Raw genomic sequence first — 17,193 nt, 5'->3', positions numbered from 1 at the left:
TCTCCTAATCCCTAACCATATCAAGATGATTACATGCAGCTGGCTGAGCCAGTAATTGTTCTGCAACCGCTACCGCTTCATCGGCTCCTGGAGCATAACCGTCAGCTCCTATCGTTTTCCACAACTCCTGATCAATATTGAAGGGATATCCCCCAACCATAATCTTCACATGTGCCGTTGCCGGATGATGACGGATCAGATGAATCAACTCTTTGGCCAGATGAAGGTGATACGTCATCGTAACTGAAATCGCAACAACATCGCCCTGATGCCGCACTATAGCCTCTATTACACTTCCATTGGGAACATTGGCTCCCAGATAGTGCGTATCCCAACCTTCCATCTCGAACACATCTGTGAGCATACGCAGTCCGATCTCATGTTGTTCACTGCCTACACAGGTAGCCACTAGTTTTTTATCCTGACCTGTATGAATCAACCAGCGGGAATAAAGACGTGAAATGAATGACTGGGTCGCTGCCGTACAAAAGTGTTCTTGCCCCACACTGATACGATGGCATTGCCACAATCGTCCAATTTCATATTGGGTGGGCTGAAAGATATATCGATAAATATCACGAATCGTCACCCCAGCTTCTAACTGGGCTTCAATGATCTCGAAGGCTTCTGTCCGTTTATTCTCCAGCAAACACTGTAAGTACGATTGCGCGGCATCTGCATATGGCATGGATTCGTTGATGTAACCCGCCTGTGACTCCATGTGTGTTGCTCTATATATTCCCATCTCCAGATACTCGAGCAGAAGTGCCTTTGACGGATGGTCAAATTCTTCTTCCAATGTCTCTTTGATCAGATTGAGATTAATAATAAGGTCTTCTGGTGATACCTTATAACCCTCAAGTAGAACTTTCAGCCAGGCAATATAATGAGTAAACAGACCTGGACTCTGTACGAGCGCACTTTCTGCCAAATAGTTCAAGCTATACTCCGAATCCTGTTTGGTTCGCATTTTTCCATTCTCGCCAAATCGCTCAAGTAAATCAGGCTGTCTGAGATACTGTTTCTCCGTTATTTTATCAGCTAAGTTTGCAGATTCTTGGAGCAATCGTTCTCCTGCTTCTTGATGACTCATAGATGCCCCCCTCCTCATACCCGCATCACACTCAATCTTCATTCGTGGCTAATCCAGAATGAGATCAATGTTAGCTAACTTGCAATCGGGATAGGTTCTTCTACTTATTCCAATCCATCCATTCCGCTCTTAATTGTTCTGTTCCATTATACATGAACTTTCGATAATCATTTTTTACACACGATGGATGTATAGAACAATCTTCCTATATTATGGAGAGCCTTGCAAGTCAGTCAGCCAGTATATGCCTGTACTTTTCGAGTTCCACAAAAAAACTGACCTGCGTTATGAACGCAAGTCAGTTTTCCCTTCTGCAGCCAGTCCCAGCTTCTTCAACATCTTAATCGCATCCACTTTCTCAGAAGGATCAAGTCCTTCCAAAGCATCAATGATGACCTGATGATGTTGAGGAAATATCTGTGTGAACAATTCTCTTCCTTCCTCGGTTAACTCAGCGTAAATGACACGCCGATCTTCCTTGGATGGTCGACGAAACAGCAGATTTTTATTTTGCAACTTATCTACAACGTACGTAATATTACCACTGGACATCAAGACCTTTTCACCAATCTTTTGCAATGCCTGCGGTCCCTTATGATATAACAAATCAAGCACACCAAATTCTGTCGTATTCAGTCCGTGACTCTGGATGTCCCGATTGGAACGTGAGGTCACAGAATTGTAGGCCCGAACAAGAACCACGAATAATTGTAAAGACAGTTCCCGGTTGTCCTCCGTGTTCAGCATTTCAATAATCCTCCATCAGTTGTTTACATTTCGGCTCGTATGGGGGGCCAGCTTCTGCTCCCACTCCTCACGGAGCATCCCCATACGAATTGAATCATAGTACTGCCCACGAACGATACGACACTTCCGCATTCGCCCCTCCACCTGAAATCCGGCTTTCACAGCCGCACGCATCATTCGTTCATTACCAGACCAAGTAGTCAATCCAACCCGAACCAAAGGCAGCTGTTCGAACAAATGACTTGACCACATGACAAGTGAACGTGTGCCAACCCCACGTCCCCACTGAACAGATCTGTATATTACAATCCCCATTTCCAGCCACATGGATAACTCATCTTCTATGTAATAGCTGATTGTACCCACAATTTGTCTGTCGGATTCAATGATACGGATTGATACGGGTTTGGAATCGCCTGGATCTACGTCCATACGTTTGAGCATACCTTGTTCAAAACTTTCATAACTTTCGTGTTTAAGTGGGTAATAGGGTGCATCCCATTGCTTCCATTCAGGTACGTCATCACTGTAGATCAATTCATAGAGTTCTTTCAGATCCTGTTTCTCCACACACCTGAGTACAAGTTCACCATCAACGATTGGCAGTTCTTTCATACGATGAAAAGCACCCTCTTCCATATTAAGAACGATGAAGCTCTTCGATACTTCCGTCCGCATTGGCAAGAATGACTGTACTAGCCATATCCACAAATAGTCCGTTATCAACAACACCTGGTAACATGTTCAATTGAACATTAAGATCCGCAGCGTGATCAATCGCCTCCAAGTGGCAATCTGCTATCAGGTTTCCGTTGTCTGTCAGATAACGTTGCTGTCCATCCATCCGCCACTGTGGTTGACACCCCAATTTTTCGAGCGCCTGGAAGGTCCACTCAGAAGCAAATGGAACCACCTCAACTGGAAGCGGGAATTTCCCCAACTTTTGCACAGCTTTGCTGCCATCCGCCACAATAATCAATTTGTCACTATTGGCTGCCACGATTTTCTCACGCAAAAGAGCCCCGCCCCCCCCTTTAATCAGGTTAAATTCGGGATCTACTTCATCAGCGCCATCAATGGTCAGATCCAGACGCCCAATCTGGTCAAATGGTACGATGGGAATCCCCCATTCACGGGCAAGTTTGTCCGAAGCCTCTGAAGTGGCAACCGCTTGAATGTTCAATCCATCGCGTACCCGCTCACCGATTCGGCAGATGGCATAATAAGCTGTTGAACCTGTACCCAATCCAACCTTCATTCCATCCTCAACATATTCTGCCGCACGCTCTGCTGCTATCTGTTTAAGATTCATCTATAAACCCCCGCTGCTCATAATTTGAGAAATGCATATGTAGTTATTATAGATAAAACCGCTTCCGATGTATATCCGTGCCTTCTGTTGCATCTTTGCCAACATATTTTTGTTTGGTTGAAGGATGTATTTTTACCCACCATGTTATAGAATACAGAATGAAGCTAAAAAATGGGAAATTTTAAAATAAACAGTTCTAAATACCTATAAACCATCTGATATGTCCATAAATACGTAAAATATTAAAAAAATTTTAACGATACTATTCAATTTAACGACATTTTATACGACATATTAATTATAGATGTGTTTTAATAATTAGACACCTATGGTTCATACGGTACATAAGTCTCTACGAAAGCGACTGATAAACCAAGACCATGGTCGCATAAATTTCCTTTGGAGGGGATCACGGAATGATCTAGTTCACTGTACCAATGCAAACCTAAAGTTTCTTAATTTAAAGAAGATCAGGAGTGGAATTTAGTGAAATCATTAAGTTGGAAAAGCATGTCGTTTTTCTCCAAAAATTTGTTACTCTCATTTACTAATATCGTTATCATCGGGGTAGCACTTATCGCAAGCAGTTACTATTTTCAAAAAACAGTTCTTGTTGATCAACTGCATGGACAGGTGGAGCAAATTACCAAGAAGTGGGCTGAAGATATCAATCCTGCCGAGGTACAAGCTGCTATTACGGAAGGTAGCTATGATGGAGCAACACAAACGAAATTACGAGCGTATTTCGATGAAATGCAAGAATATTATCCTAACATTGCACAAGCCTACATCTTCGGTGTTGAGCTCGGTGGCGATAACAAGAGATTAACTTCCCTTGTAGCGATGCCGACCAACCTAAGAGAGGCTTTTCAAAGTGAGAACGTAAATATTGGTGACATGTATGAGCAGCCAGTCGTTGTAGCCAATGCACTGAAAGAAATGCTTAATACGGATCGCCCAACATTCACAACATTTTATTCTGATGATTTCGGTACATGGACAACCATTGCATATCCTATCAAAGACAGCAACGGTAAGATTTTCTCATATTTTGCCGTTGATGCAGATGCATCAGCCGTACCCGCGGGACTGAACTCCTTGCTCAAAAACGGAATTATCATCCTTGTGGCCTTCTTGCTGTTATTCCTGATTATCCAATACCTTGTAGTTAAAAACACACTTTCCCCTATCCGTCACTTGATCAAAGGAATTGATGACGTCAGTCGGGGTAATTTGAATGTCAACATTCCGACAGGCAAAGACGATCTGGGACTCGTTAACGAGAAGTTCAACACCATGGTTCGCAAAATCAACGATACGATCGTAAAAGTGCAAATCACATCTCAAGAAGTAAATCAGTCTGCCAAAGAGCTATATGAAGTTTCCGAGCGCAACAGTGAGAATGCAGATTCTATTAATAATAATGTGACTCAAATTACTTCCAACATTCGTTCACAGGAACAGGCAACCCGGGATAGTGCACGTGCCATGTCCGAGATGGCTACCGTAATCCAGACGATTGCCAGCAGCTCGGCAAGTGTAGCGGATGAAGCCTATGAGATGGAACGTCGTTCGCAACAAGGTAACAGCGTTGTCCGTCAGGTATCTGAACAGATGAATCTGATTACGGAATCGGTTAAGAATACCGCTTCTGCCATTGAGGTTCTGGAGAGTCGTTCACAGGAAATCGGCGATATTCTCAATATTATCTCGGGAATCTCCAGCCAGACCAACTTGCTTGCTCTTAATGCATCCATTGAAGCAGCTCGTGTTGGTGAAGAAGGAAGAGGATTTGCAGTTGTTGCAGGTGAAGTACGCAAACTTGCCGAGCAGTCTGAACAAGCAACCAGCCAGGTTGGCGTGTTGATCCAAGAGATTCAAGCTGGAATTAAACAGGCTGTACGTGCTATGGAACAAGGTACTTCAGAAGTAGATACAGGGCTCAGCGTAGCCGATCAAACAGGACAACTGTTCGAAGATATTTTAGAAGCAGCGAAAAAGGTATCTAATCAGATTCAGGAAGTATCAAGCGCGACGGAAGAAATCTCTGCGAGTACGGAGGAAATGACCGCTACAGCAGACGACTTGTCTTCAAGCGTAAGTAAGACAGCAAACAGCAGTGAACAGATTTCCTCATCTGTTGATGAGCAAAAAGCATCTTTGATTACACTGGTAGACTCCTCCACACGTCTTAACAGCATGTCTGAGGAACTCCAAGAATTGATCTCTCATTTCAATGTAAGCAAACAATAATTCAAATCCAAAAACATTCGGTTTGAACCAAGGAGGAATAACTGAAGTGATTGAAAACCAAGCATCTTCTTCCCATTCCACGGAATCTAGCTTGCCAGTTCTGCAGATTCCACTGGATTTTGGGCGACGTCAACAATCATTCTCTTATCAGTCTGCTCAAATCACATTACATGCTTCTCTGAGCCGTGAACTTAAACAGAAGTATGGAGAACAGATGGTGTACCCGGTACTCCTCTCAGCTTATGCAGCCTTGTTATTCCGATTGTCAGCTGAACAGGAACTTGCCATAGGTATACTTTCCCCAGATCAGGCAGCTTCCTATCTTTCATTACAGATTCAGGGAAAATTGACCTTCAGCCAACTATGTCATGAGGTGTCAGAGCAGCTCAAGATTGAATACACGTTGCAAAACGGTGGATACCCTGAAACGTTTTTTATGCTGAATAGTGTGCAGTTGCCTCAAGCTCCTCAAATATTAAACTGGAACGTTCGAGATGATCAGAACATGCTCATTCTCGATCTGTTCTATGATAGTTCACTGTTGAAAGAGTCTACCGTGCTGAGATATGCAGAATATTATCAGACTCTTCTACTCGCCCTAGTGCGTGACGGTGAAAAAGCAATCGGTACGGTAGATATTCTTTCCGCCTCAGATCGATTGCTTTACCGTGAAATGAACGATACTTCTGTTCTCGAACCAGAGAACCAAACGGTTCATGGCTGGTTCGAAGCAACGGCAGCGGCATATCCGGATTCACCGGCGATAACATCGCCATCCAAAAGTTATACGTACAGGGAATTGAATGAACGAGCTAATCAGGTTGCACGTGTTCTGTTATCCAATGGATTGCAGAAAGGTGAATTCGTCAGTATCTTTATGGATCGAAGTCTGGAGACCATCATCTCTCTGCTTGGTATTCTGAAAGCAGGTGGTGCATATGTTCCGATCGACCCTGAGCATCCACAAGAACGTAACAGTTATATCGTGGAAGATACGGCGTCCTCATTCGTGCTGACAACGGAGGCTTCTTATGCCCAAGCTTCCAGCTTGTTCTCCAGTATAGCTACGGTCCGTCAGATTCTCGCTGTGGATGGTCGTTTAGCCGGATTTGCTGCAAGTAATCCCAATCTGGATATTCAGCCAGATGATCTTGCGTATATTATCTATACGTCAGGGTCGACCGGTAAACCCAAAGGTGCACTGATTGCCCACCGGGGTGTAACCAATCTTGGCAGTGTGGTTCAGCGTGATTGTGACATTCAACCAGGTGATGTATTAACCCAGTTTGCCACATACAGCTTTGATGCATCCGTGTGGGATACCATTGGCGCCTTGTTCTATGGAGCAGAATTATATCTATTGTCTGCGGAAGAACGTGTATCCGTTGAAGAGTTCGCAAGTGCAATTGAACGGACAGGAACAACCATCATTACGATACTGCCTACGATTTTCTTCAATCAGCTTGCTTCCTACTTATCCGATGAAGGTTTCCACAAGCTGGCCAAAGTCAGAATCATTACTGTAGCCGGAGAAGCGTTATATGGTGAACAAGTTCGTGCCTTCCAGCGTAAATTTGGAAACCAGATTGATATTGTTAATGTGTACGGACCTACCGAATGTACAGTAGCCACAACTACTCACCGCATCAGTGAGCAGGTTCCCGAACATGTGGTGAACATCCCTATCGGTAAACCGATTCATAACTATAAAGTATACATTGTAAATGAAGAACAACAGCTCTGTCCCGCAGGTGTACCTGGTGAGGTATATATTTCTACCCCTGCACTGGCCAAAGGTTATCTGAATCAGCCAGAACGTACAGAGCAAGCATTCATTGAGAACCCGTTTGCCATAGGTGAGAAAATCTACAAATCTGGCGATATTGCCAAATTGCTGGATTCCGGGTTGCTTGAATATGTTGGTCGCAGTGACTCACAGCTAAAAATTCGTGGTCACCGGATTGAGATTGGGGAGATTGAAGATCACTTTGCACGGCTTGATCAGATCCAGAACGTTGCCGTCATTCCGAAGAAAGAATCCGACGGACAAAATATGCTGGTTGGTTACTTTACATCGAAAGATGGCAGTACGCTCTCTGTTTCGGACATCAAGGCAGAACTGACGGAGAAACTTCCTTCTTATTTTGTACCGAAGTGGATCTGTCAGCTGGATGAAATGCCGATTGCACCGACTGGAAAAATCAATCGCAAAGCGATGGTATCCCTGCCTCATGTGGAACGACATGAAGATCGTCCTGACCGAGTCATGCCTGAGACGGAGACGGAATCCATTATCCTGGACGCATGGAAAGAAATCCTTCAGCATGATGACTTCGGTGTCGAAGACAGCTTCTTCAATATTGGTGGGGATTCACTCCGGGTCATTCATGTACTGGTCATTCTGAAGCCACATTATCCGCAACTGAAAATTGCCGATTTCTTTGCCGAGAAAACAGTCCGCGCTCTCGCTCGTCGTGTGGAAGTATTGTCTCTCAGTGCAGCAGAAGTTACGGATTCAGTGGTGACCGATGGTATGATTACACAATTATCCGAACACCCTGTGGAGCTAACATCCCAGTTGGGGTATCCGCTCATTCGTGAACCTGAGCATGTGTTACTGACCGGAGCAACTGGTTATCTGGGCTCTCATGTGCTGCAACAGTTAATTCTGAATTCCAGTACACGAATCTACACCCTTGTTCGTCGACCATCCAATGGAATAACTGCAATGGAACGTTTGACTAACGTACTGGAAGGTTATTTCGGCAAACAACTGACTGACCAGCTCTCCACTCGTGTGGAGATTATTGAAGGGGATCTCGAACAACCTAATCTTGGTCTGTCCGCTGAACAAACGGCTTATGTACAGGATCGAATTGACCGTGTCATCCACTGCGCTGCAGACGTACGTCATTTCGGAGATGCCGACCAGTTCGCCAAAACAAACGTGGAAGGAACGGTCGCATTGTTAGACTTGATTCGCAGCAAACCAGGTGCTTCCTTCCACCATGTATCCACGATGGGTATTCCGGAAGATCTGGCACTCAGCGGACAATGGGAATCTTCCCTGCAATATGATCGGTTCCCGGCTGACTTGCATGTGGACAACCTGTATTCGGACAGCAAGCTTGAAGCCGAGAAAGTGCTCATGATTGCCGCTGAGCAAGGTGTACCTGTCAGCATCTATCGTGCAGGTAACCTCACTTGCCACTCTGAGACTGGACGCTTCCAGTCCAATATTGATAGCAACGCCTTCTATCGTATGATCAAAGCGATGTTATTGCTCGGTAAGGCTCCTGCAGCTGACTGGATGGTTGATTTTACACCGATTAACTATGCAAGTGAAGCGATCGTTCATCTGGCCTTACGTCAGGATACCGCCGGTCGTGTATTCCACATCTGTAATCCGGAGCCTATCCGCTATGATGAGCTGATCCGTTCTGTGAATCGGGCTGGTTACGAAGTCGAGACGCTACCATTCGCGGATTACACACGCTGGTTGTTCGATGCGAGCATCAGCAAGGAGCCGGAAGCTCTTCAGTTGGCTATTGCACAGCTTGAAGGCGACGGTGCGAAGGATTCAGCATATGTCTATGCTTGCCCTGTCACAACGGCTTATGTGGAGCCTGCCGGAATCTCATGTGCGAGAACAGATGATCGCTTCATCTCCGCCATGTTGGACTACGCCGTTCAGATTGGATATTTCCCGTCTGCAATCCGGCACCATAACGGCACTTCTACAGCGATGGAGTAAGTTTCACTTAATCATTAGCATTAATTAATAAATAAGGTCATACGAAGAGAAGCCATCTATCGTCATTCACTGACGATAAGATGGCTTCTTTACTTCGCATTTTTGGATCATTCTTTTAGACCCATCGGATAATTGCAATAATGGCGAGATGCGCAGGATAGAAATAGCGCCACACCCAACGTGGACCTTTCATACGGAATCCCGCTTGGTAATACTGAGCAATAGCAATGCCGGCGGTTGCGAGCACACTATACATTTGCACAGAGCTGTTATGCAGCAGAAGATATAGTGCATTTAACAAGACATGTGCCACGACAAGTACAGGACCCTGGAAATAGCGGAATAACAGAACCAATAACAACCCGTACATCCCGTAATCCATTTGGCTAATTTCCATGAACCAACCTGCTCCAATTACAATCGGAATCCCCAATAGTTTGGATGGCAATTTATCAATAACGAATAATACCAACAGGGCTGACCATAATGTCCATACCACGTTCAGAGAATAATGATTAAACGCAGCCATGAACGGCACCTGTGATATGATCGCGATCCAGAACAGCCGCCATATGTATTTTTGCACGTCTCGTGTATGTTTATAACCGATATATACTGCAAATGCATAGATTGGAAAAGCGATACGACCTATGATCCTCAACTCTATAATATGTGGAAAAAAGACAGCCCCTATATGATCAATTAACATCGTGATCATGGCAATCCACTGCATCATTTTGCGACTCCCCTCCCTTGTTCCCGACGACACGAGTCTGCCATTCATTTATATAGTGCGTCTTTTTGAGCAACCTCTTATACATTAAGTTCATAATACATGAATTTGGTATCCTGTGCATATCCTTCGGATTCATATAAAGCTTGGGCTTGCTTGTTATTTAACTCAGTTGACAGTGATATACGAAGAACTCCACGTTCAGATGCCAATTGCTTGGCTGCTTGCAAGAGCTTCCTCGCAATGCCTTGCTGACGATAATTCGGATGCACATATAGATCATTTAGCACCCAGACAGGCCCCATCGATACCGAACTGAAACTGGGATATAGCTGAACAAATCCAGTACAAATTAAGCCATTCGTGAGTGGCTTTTCTGCTACCAAAATCACCGATTCATGGCGTTCCATTCGTTCTCCAATATACTGACGTGCTGCCTGAATGTCAGCATTTTGGTTGTAGAACATCCTGTACTCATTGAACATTTGTCCCACTTCGTTACAATCTGAAAGACCCGCTTGTCTGATTCGATGCTGCATTTCACTCAACTCCTCTGGGATGGAGACCATCGTCTCATCGTTTGTATTTCTTCAATTGTAAAACAGTCCCCTCCCTTTCCCCATTCATCATCTGTATCAATGTTTGTAGTATCCAGAACTTTTCTCTAGAGATACCGAACATTCATCGTTCGGAGTATATTTCAGTCGAAGCGTTGCACACTATAGTATCGCTCATAGCGGACAGGCAACCGAGCCATTCATTGATTTAGGAGGAAGGGATCTATGAAAGAAAGCATTCTGATACAGGTGCAATCACGTCTAATCGGCGTGGCAGATATGATCTATCAGCCTCTTCAGATCGGTCCGCTCCATTGCACTTTGCTCTATATTCAATCTATTGTCGATACACAGATCATGCGTGAAGCTATTGTCAAGCCTTTGCTTGAGGAGGCTGCACGGAACGAGGTCGGTCCCGATTTCATTACGCAAGTCGTGAGCGGAACCTTTTTTTCTCTTGAAAACGAGCACAGGGATTCAGCGGAAACGTTGGTAGATGATATCGTAACCGGTAACGCAGCACTCTATATCGAAGGCATGTCTGGCATGATCATTTTTTCAATTCAATATTATCAGAAGCGCTCCGTACCTGAATCAACAAATGAAGTCGTCGTCGTTGGCCCCCAGGAAGCATTTATCGAAGATATTAATGTAAATATGTCTCTGCTGCGACACAAAATCAAACATTCCGATTTTAAAATGATCAAATTTACCATCGGCAAATATACCAAAACCGAAGTTTTTGTTATTTACATTCAAGGATTATGCAAACCTGAGATTTTGGAAAATGTATTAACCAGTCTGGGTGAGATTGATATGGACAGCAGTCTCGGGGTCAGCTATCTATCAGAGTTTCTGGAAGACCATCCGCTTTCTCCATTTCCACAGTATCAATATACCGAAAGACCAGATACCGTTGCAGCTGCTCTCGTAGAAGGACGAATCGGGGTCATGCAGGATGGAACACCCTTCTCCCTGCTTATTCCAGTCACATTTTTCTCTTTGATGCAGTCGTCCGAGGACTATTATCAGCGGTTCCATTCGGCTTCATTTATCCGAATTATCCGTTTGCTGTTTGCCGTCATTGCTTTCCTGCTGCCCTCCGTATATGTAGCAGTTACTACATTTCATCCCGAGATCATTCCAACCAATCTGCTCATTACAATTGCCTCCGCGAGAGAGAACATTCCTTTTCCGGCATTAATTGAAGCCTTCATTATGGAGATTACCTTCGAAGGATTACGTGAAGCCGGAATACGTATTCCCAAGCCGCTTGGACAGACGGTTTCTATTATTGGCGGTATTGTCATTGGACAAGCTGCTGTACAGGCAGGTATAGTCTCTGCCCCTTTGGTTATTGTGGTGTCCATTACAGGCATTGCAGCCTTTATTATTCCGCATTTCGAGTTAGGTCTGGCCTTCCGACTGCTCCGCTTTCCTGTCCTGTTGATGGGTGGAACACTGGGCCTATTCGGTGTAGTCATTTCTATCTATCTGTTGTACTGGTATATGGTCAGCATGCGTTCATTTGGTGTTCCGTACATGCAGCCTTTTGCCCCACTCGTCCTGCGTGATTTTAAGGATACGTTTATTCGGGTACCTTGGTTCTTGATGAAAAAACGAACCAAAGCCTATGCGACCGATAATGAAAGGAGGCAGGATACATCATAATATTTCGAAAGTCTCCCCTTCCACTTATGGTCGTCATTATTTGTTGTCTGTTATGTACCGGATGCTGGTCGAAAGTCGAGATTAATGAGCGCACCTTTATTACGGCCATGTACGTGGACAAAGCAGATACTCCTGGAGAGATCGAGGTCACCCTTAGCATGCCGCTCCCCAATCGTCTTTCTCCCGAAGGTGGGGGTACAGGCAAAGATCCCTATGCAGCGGTTTCGGCAACTGCACCGACAATTGCCGATGCGATAGAGCGTATCCAGACAGACTTGACACGTAAAATATCCTGGGGACATACGCGAGTGATTGTCTTTGGCCAAGCTTATGCACGTGAGGGGATTGAAGACACGATGGAATGGATTGCACGTCAGCCCCTTTTCCACCTGAGCAGCTACGTAATGGTTGCGAATGGCAGAGCCAAGGACGTTTCTGATCTGACTCCGGTGTTCGAAGAAACGCCGAGTGACGTGCTTCGGGAATTCTCCACCGAGGAAAACCTGCTAAAAACCCAGGTGTTAAGCATATTTACATCCGATAAAATGAATCAGGGATTTGCCTCATCGATGTTAGGCAGCAAACAAACCAACATGGTCAGTGAAGAGGGAGAATCCAAAAAGTGGGTCAGTCAAATCGGTGGCTCCATATTCAGTCAGATGCGGATGGTTGGAACACTCTCACCGGATGAAGCACGCGCTGTTGCCTGGGCAGGACAAAACCTGGATTCGATGACCATTTCGGTTAGAACCAAAAAACAAAAAGCAAGCATGAAGTTATACCGCATGCATTCGGATATACATGTAAAGCTCCAGAATGGTGAACCACATTTTGTAATCAATTTGTCGGGCAAAGCGGAGTTGAATTCGGTCATTCCTGTACTAAAGGCCGAAGATATTGTTGGGATTAAGGACATTGAACAAGCTGCTAATGAAAAAGTGAGTGCTCATCTTACTAAGGCCATTCAAACCGCGAAACACCAAGGCTCCGACATACTCATGCTTGGATATCGGCTCGAATGGAGATATCCGAAGGTATGGAAGAAGCTGCGGCCTACATGGATCGACTATGTAAAGAATGATCTTCAGTTTACTGTCAACACAAATATCAACATTCAGTTTGTTGGCTCGGAGTCAAGCTTCTAGCTTGCACGGGAATGGATTTTTAAGGAGGTTACATACGTGTTAGCCGTTTTAGTATTTGCGGGACTGTATTTACTGGATTGGTCATCTGTAAAAACAAGCAAAAAAACAATCAGACGTGCCTATTTCATACTGCTCGGCCTATTTCTCGTATGGAACACGCTCGCTGTAAGCTGGTCAGCATGGCCTAATCCCAATGATGTAATCCAGTTGGTCTTTGGCTGGGCTGATCACATGATTAAGAAAGGAGATTAACCATGAACCATCTGACTGCGGGGCAGGGTTACCGCTTCATGTTTGTTTACCTGTATTCCGAACCCATTGCCTTTCTTCTGCAACGTTTATTCAAAATGAGTGGCTATCAGGGATGGTTATCCACGATCGGCGGATTTTTAATCAGTCTGATTTTTCTGTTCTTTACATACCGTTTGGGTTCCATTAACCCCGACAAACCCTGGATTTCCTATGGAGAAGATATCGTGGGCAAGGTTGTGCATCGCTTTTATATCGGGTTAATTGTAATGTTGTGTATCTACTTGTTGTCCATTGATGTGGAGAATTTCATTATCTTCCTGCAATCGATGTATCTGCCACAGACTCCGATATGGTTAACATCAACCCTCACTTTGCTGTGCATCTGCCTGACTGCGCGTTCAGGATTGGTTACCATTGTATTTATGTCGGAAGGTATTTTTCTGGTACAGCTTCTCACTTCCGGCTTACTTATTCCGGCGGTTGGGGGTGGGGGCAATCCTGGCATACTGCTTGCGATGGCAACCCATCATGATCTGGGTGAGATCATGATGGGTTCTTTGTCCACCATGCCATGGTTCTCCGAATGGATGTTTTTCCTCTTCCTCGCACCGGTCGTTGCTTTCAGGCGTCCTATGCTGAAAAGCATGTTATTTGCCGGCATCACCGTTGTTATATTCATCGTTGTATTCTGGATATTCATCTTGATGAATTTTGGTCCGTATGTTGCCGCCGGGCTTCGCTATCCTTTACTTGAGATGGTACGCTTTGCGCGATACGGAGATTTTCTGGATAATCTGGACCCTGTTCTGATCGCAATTTGGTCAACAACGATGTTCACTCGCAGCTCATTTCTGTTGTATGTCGCTTCCGTCTGTCTCTCCAAACTCAGCGGGATCAGGCAGCAAAAATCTGTTGTGTATCTAATTGGGGGAACGGCTGCTGCCATTGTCCTTCAATATGCCAGAGATGCCGCCTCTTACGAGTTGGCTATCCGCTCTTACGCTGTACCTTTGTACACGGTACTTATCGAATCCATGCCCATTCTGTACGTTCTGGTATACTGGCTCCGCAATGGCAAAAATAAAAAGGCGACCAGAGCATCCACTGCTCCGTCGCCGTAATTATTCAGTTCGATTCAGCATTCTGCTGTTCCTGACCAGGATCAGCATCGGGGAAAATGACACCTTTCTTCAAAATCAGATTGGCATATTGCGCTCGCTCACCAGTTGCAACAATCACATAGGCATTCGAAGCACGTTTATAAAAATCAAATCGCTCTTCATGATCAAAAGCATCCGTTATTCCTTCATATTCTTCAATCAACCGGCGATAGTCTTCCCATATGATCGGGATCACCTGGTCCCCTTCCACAACCTGCATGACAGCAGCGGGACGCTTAGCATAGGTGTCCAGTGGATATAATTGCAGGATGGCATCCAGCAGTTCAACGACTCCCAGTGCATCACAGCGTACCAGTCGCTTGGCATGACTGGCTGCGGGGAAATTGCCATCCGCCAGAACCAACTCGTCTCCATGGCCCATTTCGGACATGATTTTGAGTAACTCTGGAGGTAATATTGCGGGTATATTCTTTAGCATGCACAGCTCTCCTTGGTCATCTCCAACATTTGTTAGAGCAAATTGGTTTTCTACATTTTTCAAGCACTCTAGACATCGATTCCATAAAAGCGGTTTCATTACTATTCTAACAGTATTTTCAGATCATTGCACAGCGTACCCGTACGTTCAATATGAGAATATTTCATTTTGACAAAAATACTTGTTTAACATATAGTTGTTATAACAACTAATTGATTGGGACATTTTATTAGGGAAGCGAGGTCTAGCAATCACATGGACTATACACTGGAACAATCTGTTGGATTCATGCTGGGTTTCACACATCGTAAAGCTGTAGCTTTACTTGCAACACGATTCAAACCTTATGATATTACGACAGAGCAATTTTCTGTTCTCTTTAATGTTGACCGCGGTGAAGGTGTGAATCAGAAGGAGCTCGCTGCACGTGTCTTCAAAGACCAACCCACCACTGCGCGGATTATTGATCTGCTTGAGAAAAAAGGCTGGGTAGAACGCCGGACCAGTGAACAGGATCGCAGAGCCTATCTGTTATATCTCACCACAGAAGGCAAAGCGTTAATTGATATCCTCGTTCCGATTGAAAGAGAAATGAATAAAGAACTTGCTGAAGGTATACCCGAAGACCAGATGGAAGCATTTAAACATACTCTTTCCCTCATTAACCGCAACTTGTAATGAATCACAACTCAGGGGGAATACATCATCATGAAAGAACAATCTACACAAGTTAGACTATGGACCACCGATTTTATTCTGCTGATGCTGTGCAACTTCTTGTTGTTCTTGCAACTGCACATGATCGTCTCTCCGCTTCCGTCCTACGTTCAGGAGCGATTTCACGCCAATGCATTTGAAGTAAGTTTATTCACCTGTCTGTTTGCACTAAGTGCCATTGCAGCCCGTCTTTATTCCGCGAAAGCACTGGAGAAGGGCCTTCGTAACGCCATGATCTATATAGGCCTGTCCGTAGCCCTGCTGGCAACGCTCGGCTATTATTTTGCTGCCGGTATAGCTGTGCTCTTGTTGCTGAGAATGTTGTTTGGTATCGGGTTTGGTATGAGCAGTACCGCTTTTCCAACGATGGCCTCGGACATTGTGCCTGTCAAACGAATGGGTGAAGGTATGGGTTACTTTGGTCTATCGACTAGCCTGGCTATGTCTATGGGGCCAATTATTGGGGTCACTCTGCTACAGGGTGCTGGATTTGTAACCCTCATGTTATGTACTGCGGGTGTCCTCGCTGTGATCTATCCACTGAGTTATTCGCTGACACGCAAAAAAGCAGTCAGAACCGATAACAGTACAACCATCATGCCACAAGCCACAACAAGTGCTTCAGGGTCCAACCCAAAACAGAAGACACCTTTCAACCGCAAGCTGATTCTGCCCAGTGTGCTGAATTGCCTGTTATCCATCACCTATGGTGGGCTTGTTGGATTCATCGTTCTGTATGGCAAGGAAGCCAATCTGGCCAATCCTGCGCTGTTCTTTTTGTTCAATGCACTCGCCGTGTTATTGGTTAGACCCTTTGCAGGACGGATCTATGACACTAAGGGTCCAAAAGCACTGCTCATTCCAGGGGCTATATTTATTGCTGTTGGCCTCATTCTGCTCTCGTATGCAACCTCCATGTCCATCTTGTTCATTGCTGCCTTTATCTACGGGATCGGCTATGGTTCCATGCAGTCATCTCTGCAGACCTGGATGATTCAAGTTGTATCTCCATCTCAGCGGGGTATGGCTAATGGTATGTTTTTGAACTCGCTGGATCTGGGTATCGCAACCGGTGCCCTTCTTCTTGGCGCCATTGCAGCCATAACCAGTTATACCGATATGTATCGATATTCCGTGATGTTTATGATTCTGTTCTTGCTTATCTATCTGATTCAGGGAAAACGAAGCGGCAGCTTCTCCATTGAACCTCATGCTCTGCTCGCTCATACGCATATACCTGCAACAAATACAGGTCAGCCCAAGGATTCGGAACATAATACGCAAGATACCAAAAATAAAAAATAAACCCGTCAATGGGAGTGACACGATTACGTGGTTTATTCTCATGATCAAGAAAACG

Annotated in this window: 15 protein-coding genes; 8 read left to right on the top strand and 7 right to left on the bottom strand. The window is 44.9% G+C overall.

Annotation, left to right across the window (positions count from 1 at the left end; translation table 11 throughout):
* Nucleotides 1-4: 4 nt before the first annotated feature.
* From NST33_RS10530 to rpiA, 4 genes are all read right to left on the bottom strand, one after another.
* Entirely contained in the window at nucleotides 5-1,093 is a 1,089-nt protein-coding gene (locus NST33_RS10530; protein WP_339307855.1) for a cobalamin-dependent protein, read from the bottom strand.
* A gap of 285 nt (nucleotides 1,094-1,378) precedes the next feature.
* Complete coding sequence (locus NST33_RS10525) at nucleotides 1,379-1,840, bottom strand: MarR family transcriptional regulator (protein WP_017689273.1); 462 nt, start codon at nucleotides 1,838-1,840, stop codon at nucleotides 1,379-1,381.
* Nucleotides 1,841-1,855: 15 nt separating this feature from the next.
* Nucleotides 1,856-2,518 carry a GNAT family protein gene (locus NST33_RS10520; RefSeq protein WP_339307853.1) on the bottom strand — a complete coding sequence of 221 codons (663 nt, stop codon included), beginning with the start codon at nucleotides 2,516-2,518 and terminating at the stop codon, nucleotides 1,856-1,858.
* Entirely contained in the window at nucleotides 2,481-3,152 is a 672-nt protein-coding gene (gene rpiA / locus NST33_RS10515) for a ribose-5-phosphate isomerase RpiA (RefSeq protein WP_047842431.1), read from the bottom strand. Before rpiA ends, NST33_RS10520 begins: the two co-directional genes overlap by 38 nt.
* A 510-nt stretch (nucleotides 3,153-3,662) precedes the next feature.
* On the opposite strand from rpiA, the gene NST33_RS10510 reads away from it, so the two are divergent.
* On the top strand, nucleotides 3,663-5,405 hold the full coding sequence (locus NST33_RS10510; protein WP_339301755.1) for a methyl-accepting chemotaxis protein: 1,743 nt from the start codon (nucleotides 3,663-3,665) through the stop codon (nucleotides 5,403-5,405).
* 46 nt (nucleotides 5,406-5,451) lie between these two features.
* Nucleotides 5,452-9,159, top strand: coding sequence for an amino acid adenylation domain-containing protein (locus NST33_RS10505; RefSeq protein WP_339307851.1), 3,708 nt, complete (start codon nucleotides 5,452-5,454; stop codon nucleotides 9,157-9,159).
* A gap of 115 nt (nucleotides 9,160-9,274) precedes the next feature.
* On the opposite strand, the gene NST33_RS10500 is transcribed toward NST33_RS10505, so the two are convergent.
* A complete protein-coding gene (locus NST33_RS10500; RefSeq protein ID WP_237176010.1) occupies nucleotides 9,275-9,895 on the bottom strand; it encodes a TraX family protein in 621 nt (206 codons plus the stop codon).
* A 77-nt stretch (nucleotides 9,896-9,972) separates the two neighbouring features.
* Nucleotides 9,973-10,431, bottom strand: a complete 459-nt coding sequence (locus NST33_RS10495) for a GNAT family N-acetyltransferase (RefSeq protein WP_260632960.1) — start codon at nucleotides 10,429-10,431, stop codon at nucleotides 9,973-9,975.
* 243 nt (nucleotides 10,432-10,674) lie between these two features.
* Between NST33_RS10495 and NST33_RS10490 the strand changes: the two genes are divergently transcribed.
* Genes NST33_RS10490 through NST33_RS10475 form a run of 4 tightly spaced genes read left to right on the top strand, consistent with a single transcriptional unit; the run spans nucleotide 10,675 to nucleotide 14,638 of the window.
* Nucleotides 10,675-12,120, top strand: coding sequence for a spore germination protein (locus tag NST33_RS10490; RefSeq protein ID WP_221824268.1), 1,446 nt, complete (start codon nucleotides 10,675-10,677; stop codon nucleotides 12,118-12,120).
* A 26-nt stretch (nucleotides 12,121-12,146) separates the two neighbouring features.
* On the top strand, nucleotides 12,147-13,265 hold the full coding sequence (locus NST33_RS10485; RefSeq protein ID WP_221824270.1) for a Ger(x)C family spore germination protein: 1,119 nt from the start codon (nucleotides 12,147-12,149) through the stop codon (nucleotides 13,263-13,265).
* Nucleotides 13,266-13,301: 36 nt separating this feature from the next.
* On the top strand, nucleotides 13,302-13,517 hold the full coding sequence (locus tag NST33_RS10480) for a hypothetical protein (RefSeq protein ID WP_221824272.1): 216 nt from the start codon (nucleotides 13,302-13,304) through the stop codon (nucleotides 13,515-13,517).
* A gap of 2 nt (nucleotides 13,518-13,519) precedes the next feature.
* Entirely contained in the window at nucleotides 13,520-14,638 is a 1,119-nt protein-coding gene (locus NST33_RS10475) for a GerAB/ArcD/ProY family transporter (protein ID WP_339183945.1), read from the top strand.
* Between the two features lie 4 nt (nucleotides 14,639-14,642).
* On the opposite strand, the gene NST33_RS10470 is transcribed toward NST33_RS10475, so the two are convergent.
* Nucleotides 14,643-15,116 carry an RbsD/FucU domain-containing protein gene (locus tag NST33_RS10470; RefSeq protein ID WP_221824276.1) on the bottom strand — a complete coding sequence of 158 codons (474 nt, stop codon included), beginning with the start codon at nucleotides 15,114-15,116 and terminating at the stop codon, nucleotides 14,643-14,645.
* Between the two features lie 255 nt (nucleotides 15,117-15,371).
* Between NST33_RS10470 and NST33_RS10465 the strand changes: the two genes are divergently transcribed.
* Both NST33_RS10465 and NST33_RS10460 read left to right on the top strand, forming a co-directional pair.
* On the top strand, nucleotides 15,372-15,794 hold the full coding sequence (locus NST33_RS10465; RefSeq protein ID WP_076208963.1) for a MarR family transcriptional regulator: 423 nt from the start codon (nucleotides 15,372-15,374) through the stop codon (nucleotides 15,792-15,794).
* A 30-nt stretch (nucleotides 15,795-15,824) separates the two neighbouring features.
* Nucleotides 15,825-17,138 (top strand): MFS transporter, encoded by a 1,314-nt coding sequence (locus tag NST33_RS10460; RefSeq protein ID WP_221824278.1) that lies wholly within the window; start codon nucleotides 15,825-15,827, stop codon nucleotides 17,136-17,138.
* Nucleotides 17,139-17,193 lie beyond the last annotated feature (55 nt).

The sequence above is a fragment of the Paenibacillus sp. FSL L8-0435 genome (assembly GCF_037965655.1).
Taxonomy (GTDB): domain Bacteria; phylum Bacillota; class Bacilli; order Paenibacillales; family Paenibacillaceae; genus Paenibacillus.
The sequence above is the reverse complement of the archived record's forward strand: the minus strand, read 5'-3'. Positions and strand labels throughout refer to the sequence as shown.

Excerpts from the sequence above, each read along its gene's own strand:
- rpiA (WP_047842431.1), bottom strand. The coding sequence starts at position 3,152 with ATGAATCTTAAACAGATAGCAGCAGAGCGTGCGGCAGAATATGTTGAG.
- NST33_RS10520 (WP_339307853.1), bottom strand. The coding sequence starts at position 2,518 with ATGCGGACGGAAGTATCGAAGAGCTTCATCGTTCTTAATATGGAAGAG.
- NST33_RS10470 (WP_221824276.1), bottom strand. The coding sequence starts at position 15,116 with ATGCTAAAGAATATACCCGCAATATTACCTCCAGAGTTACTCAAAATC.
- NST33_RS10500 (WP_237176010.1), bottom strand. The coding sequence starts at position 9,895 with ATGATGCAGTGGATTGCCATGATCACGATGTTAATTGATCATATAGGG.
- NST33_RS10530 (WP_339307855.1), bottom strand. The coding sequence starts at position 1,093 with ATGAGTCATCAAGAAGCAGGAGAACGATTGCTCCAAGAATCTGCAAAC.
- NST33_RS10475 (WP_339183945.1), top strand. The coding sequence starts at position 13,520 with ATGAACCATCTGACTGCGGGGCAGGGTTACCGCTTCATGTTTGTTTAC.
- NST33_RS10460 (WP_221824278.1), top strand. The coding sequence starts at position 15,825 with ATGAAAGAACAATCTACACAAGTTAGACTATGGACCACCGATTTTATT.
- NST33_RS10485 (WP_221824270.1), top strand. The coding sequence starts at position 12,147 with ATGGTCGTCATTATTTGTTGTCTGTTATGTACCGGATGCTGGTCGAAA.
- NST33_RS10525 (WP_017689273.1), bottom strand. The coding sequence starts at position 1,840 with ATGCTGAACACGGAGGACAACCGGGAACTGTCTTTACAATTATTCGTG.
- NST33_RS10510 (WP_339301755.1), top strand. The coding sequence starts at position 3,663 with ATGTCGTTTTTCTCCAAAAATTTGTTACTCTCATTTACTAATATCGTT.
- NST33_RS10490 (WP_221824268.1), top strand. The coding sequence starts at position 10,675 with ATGAAAGAAAGCATTCTGATACAGGTGCAATCACGTCTAATCGGCGTG.
- NST33_RS10495 (WP_260632960.1), bottom strand. The coding sequence starts at position 10,431 with ATGCAGCATCGAATCAGACAAGCGGGTCTTTCAGATTGTAACGAAGTG.
- NST33_RS10465 (WP_076208963.1), top strand. The coding sequence starts at position 15,372 with ATGGACTATACACTGGAACAATCTGTTGGATTCATGCTGGGTTTCACA.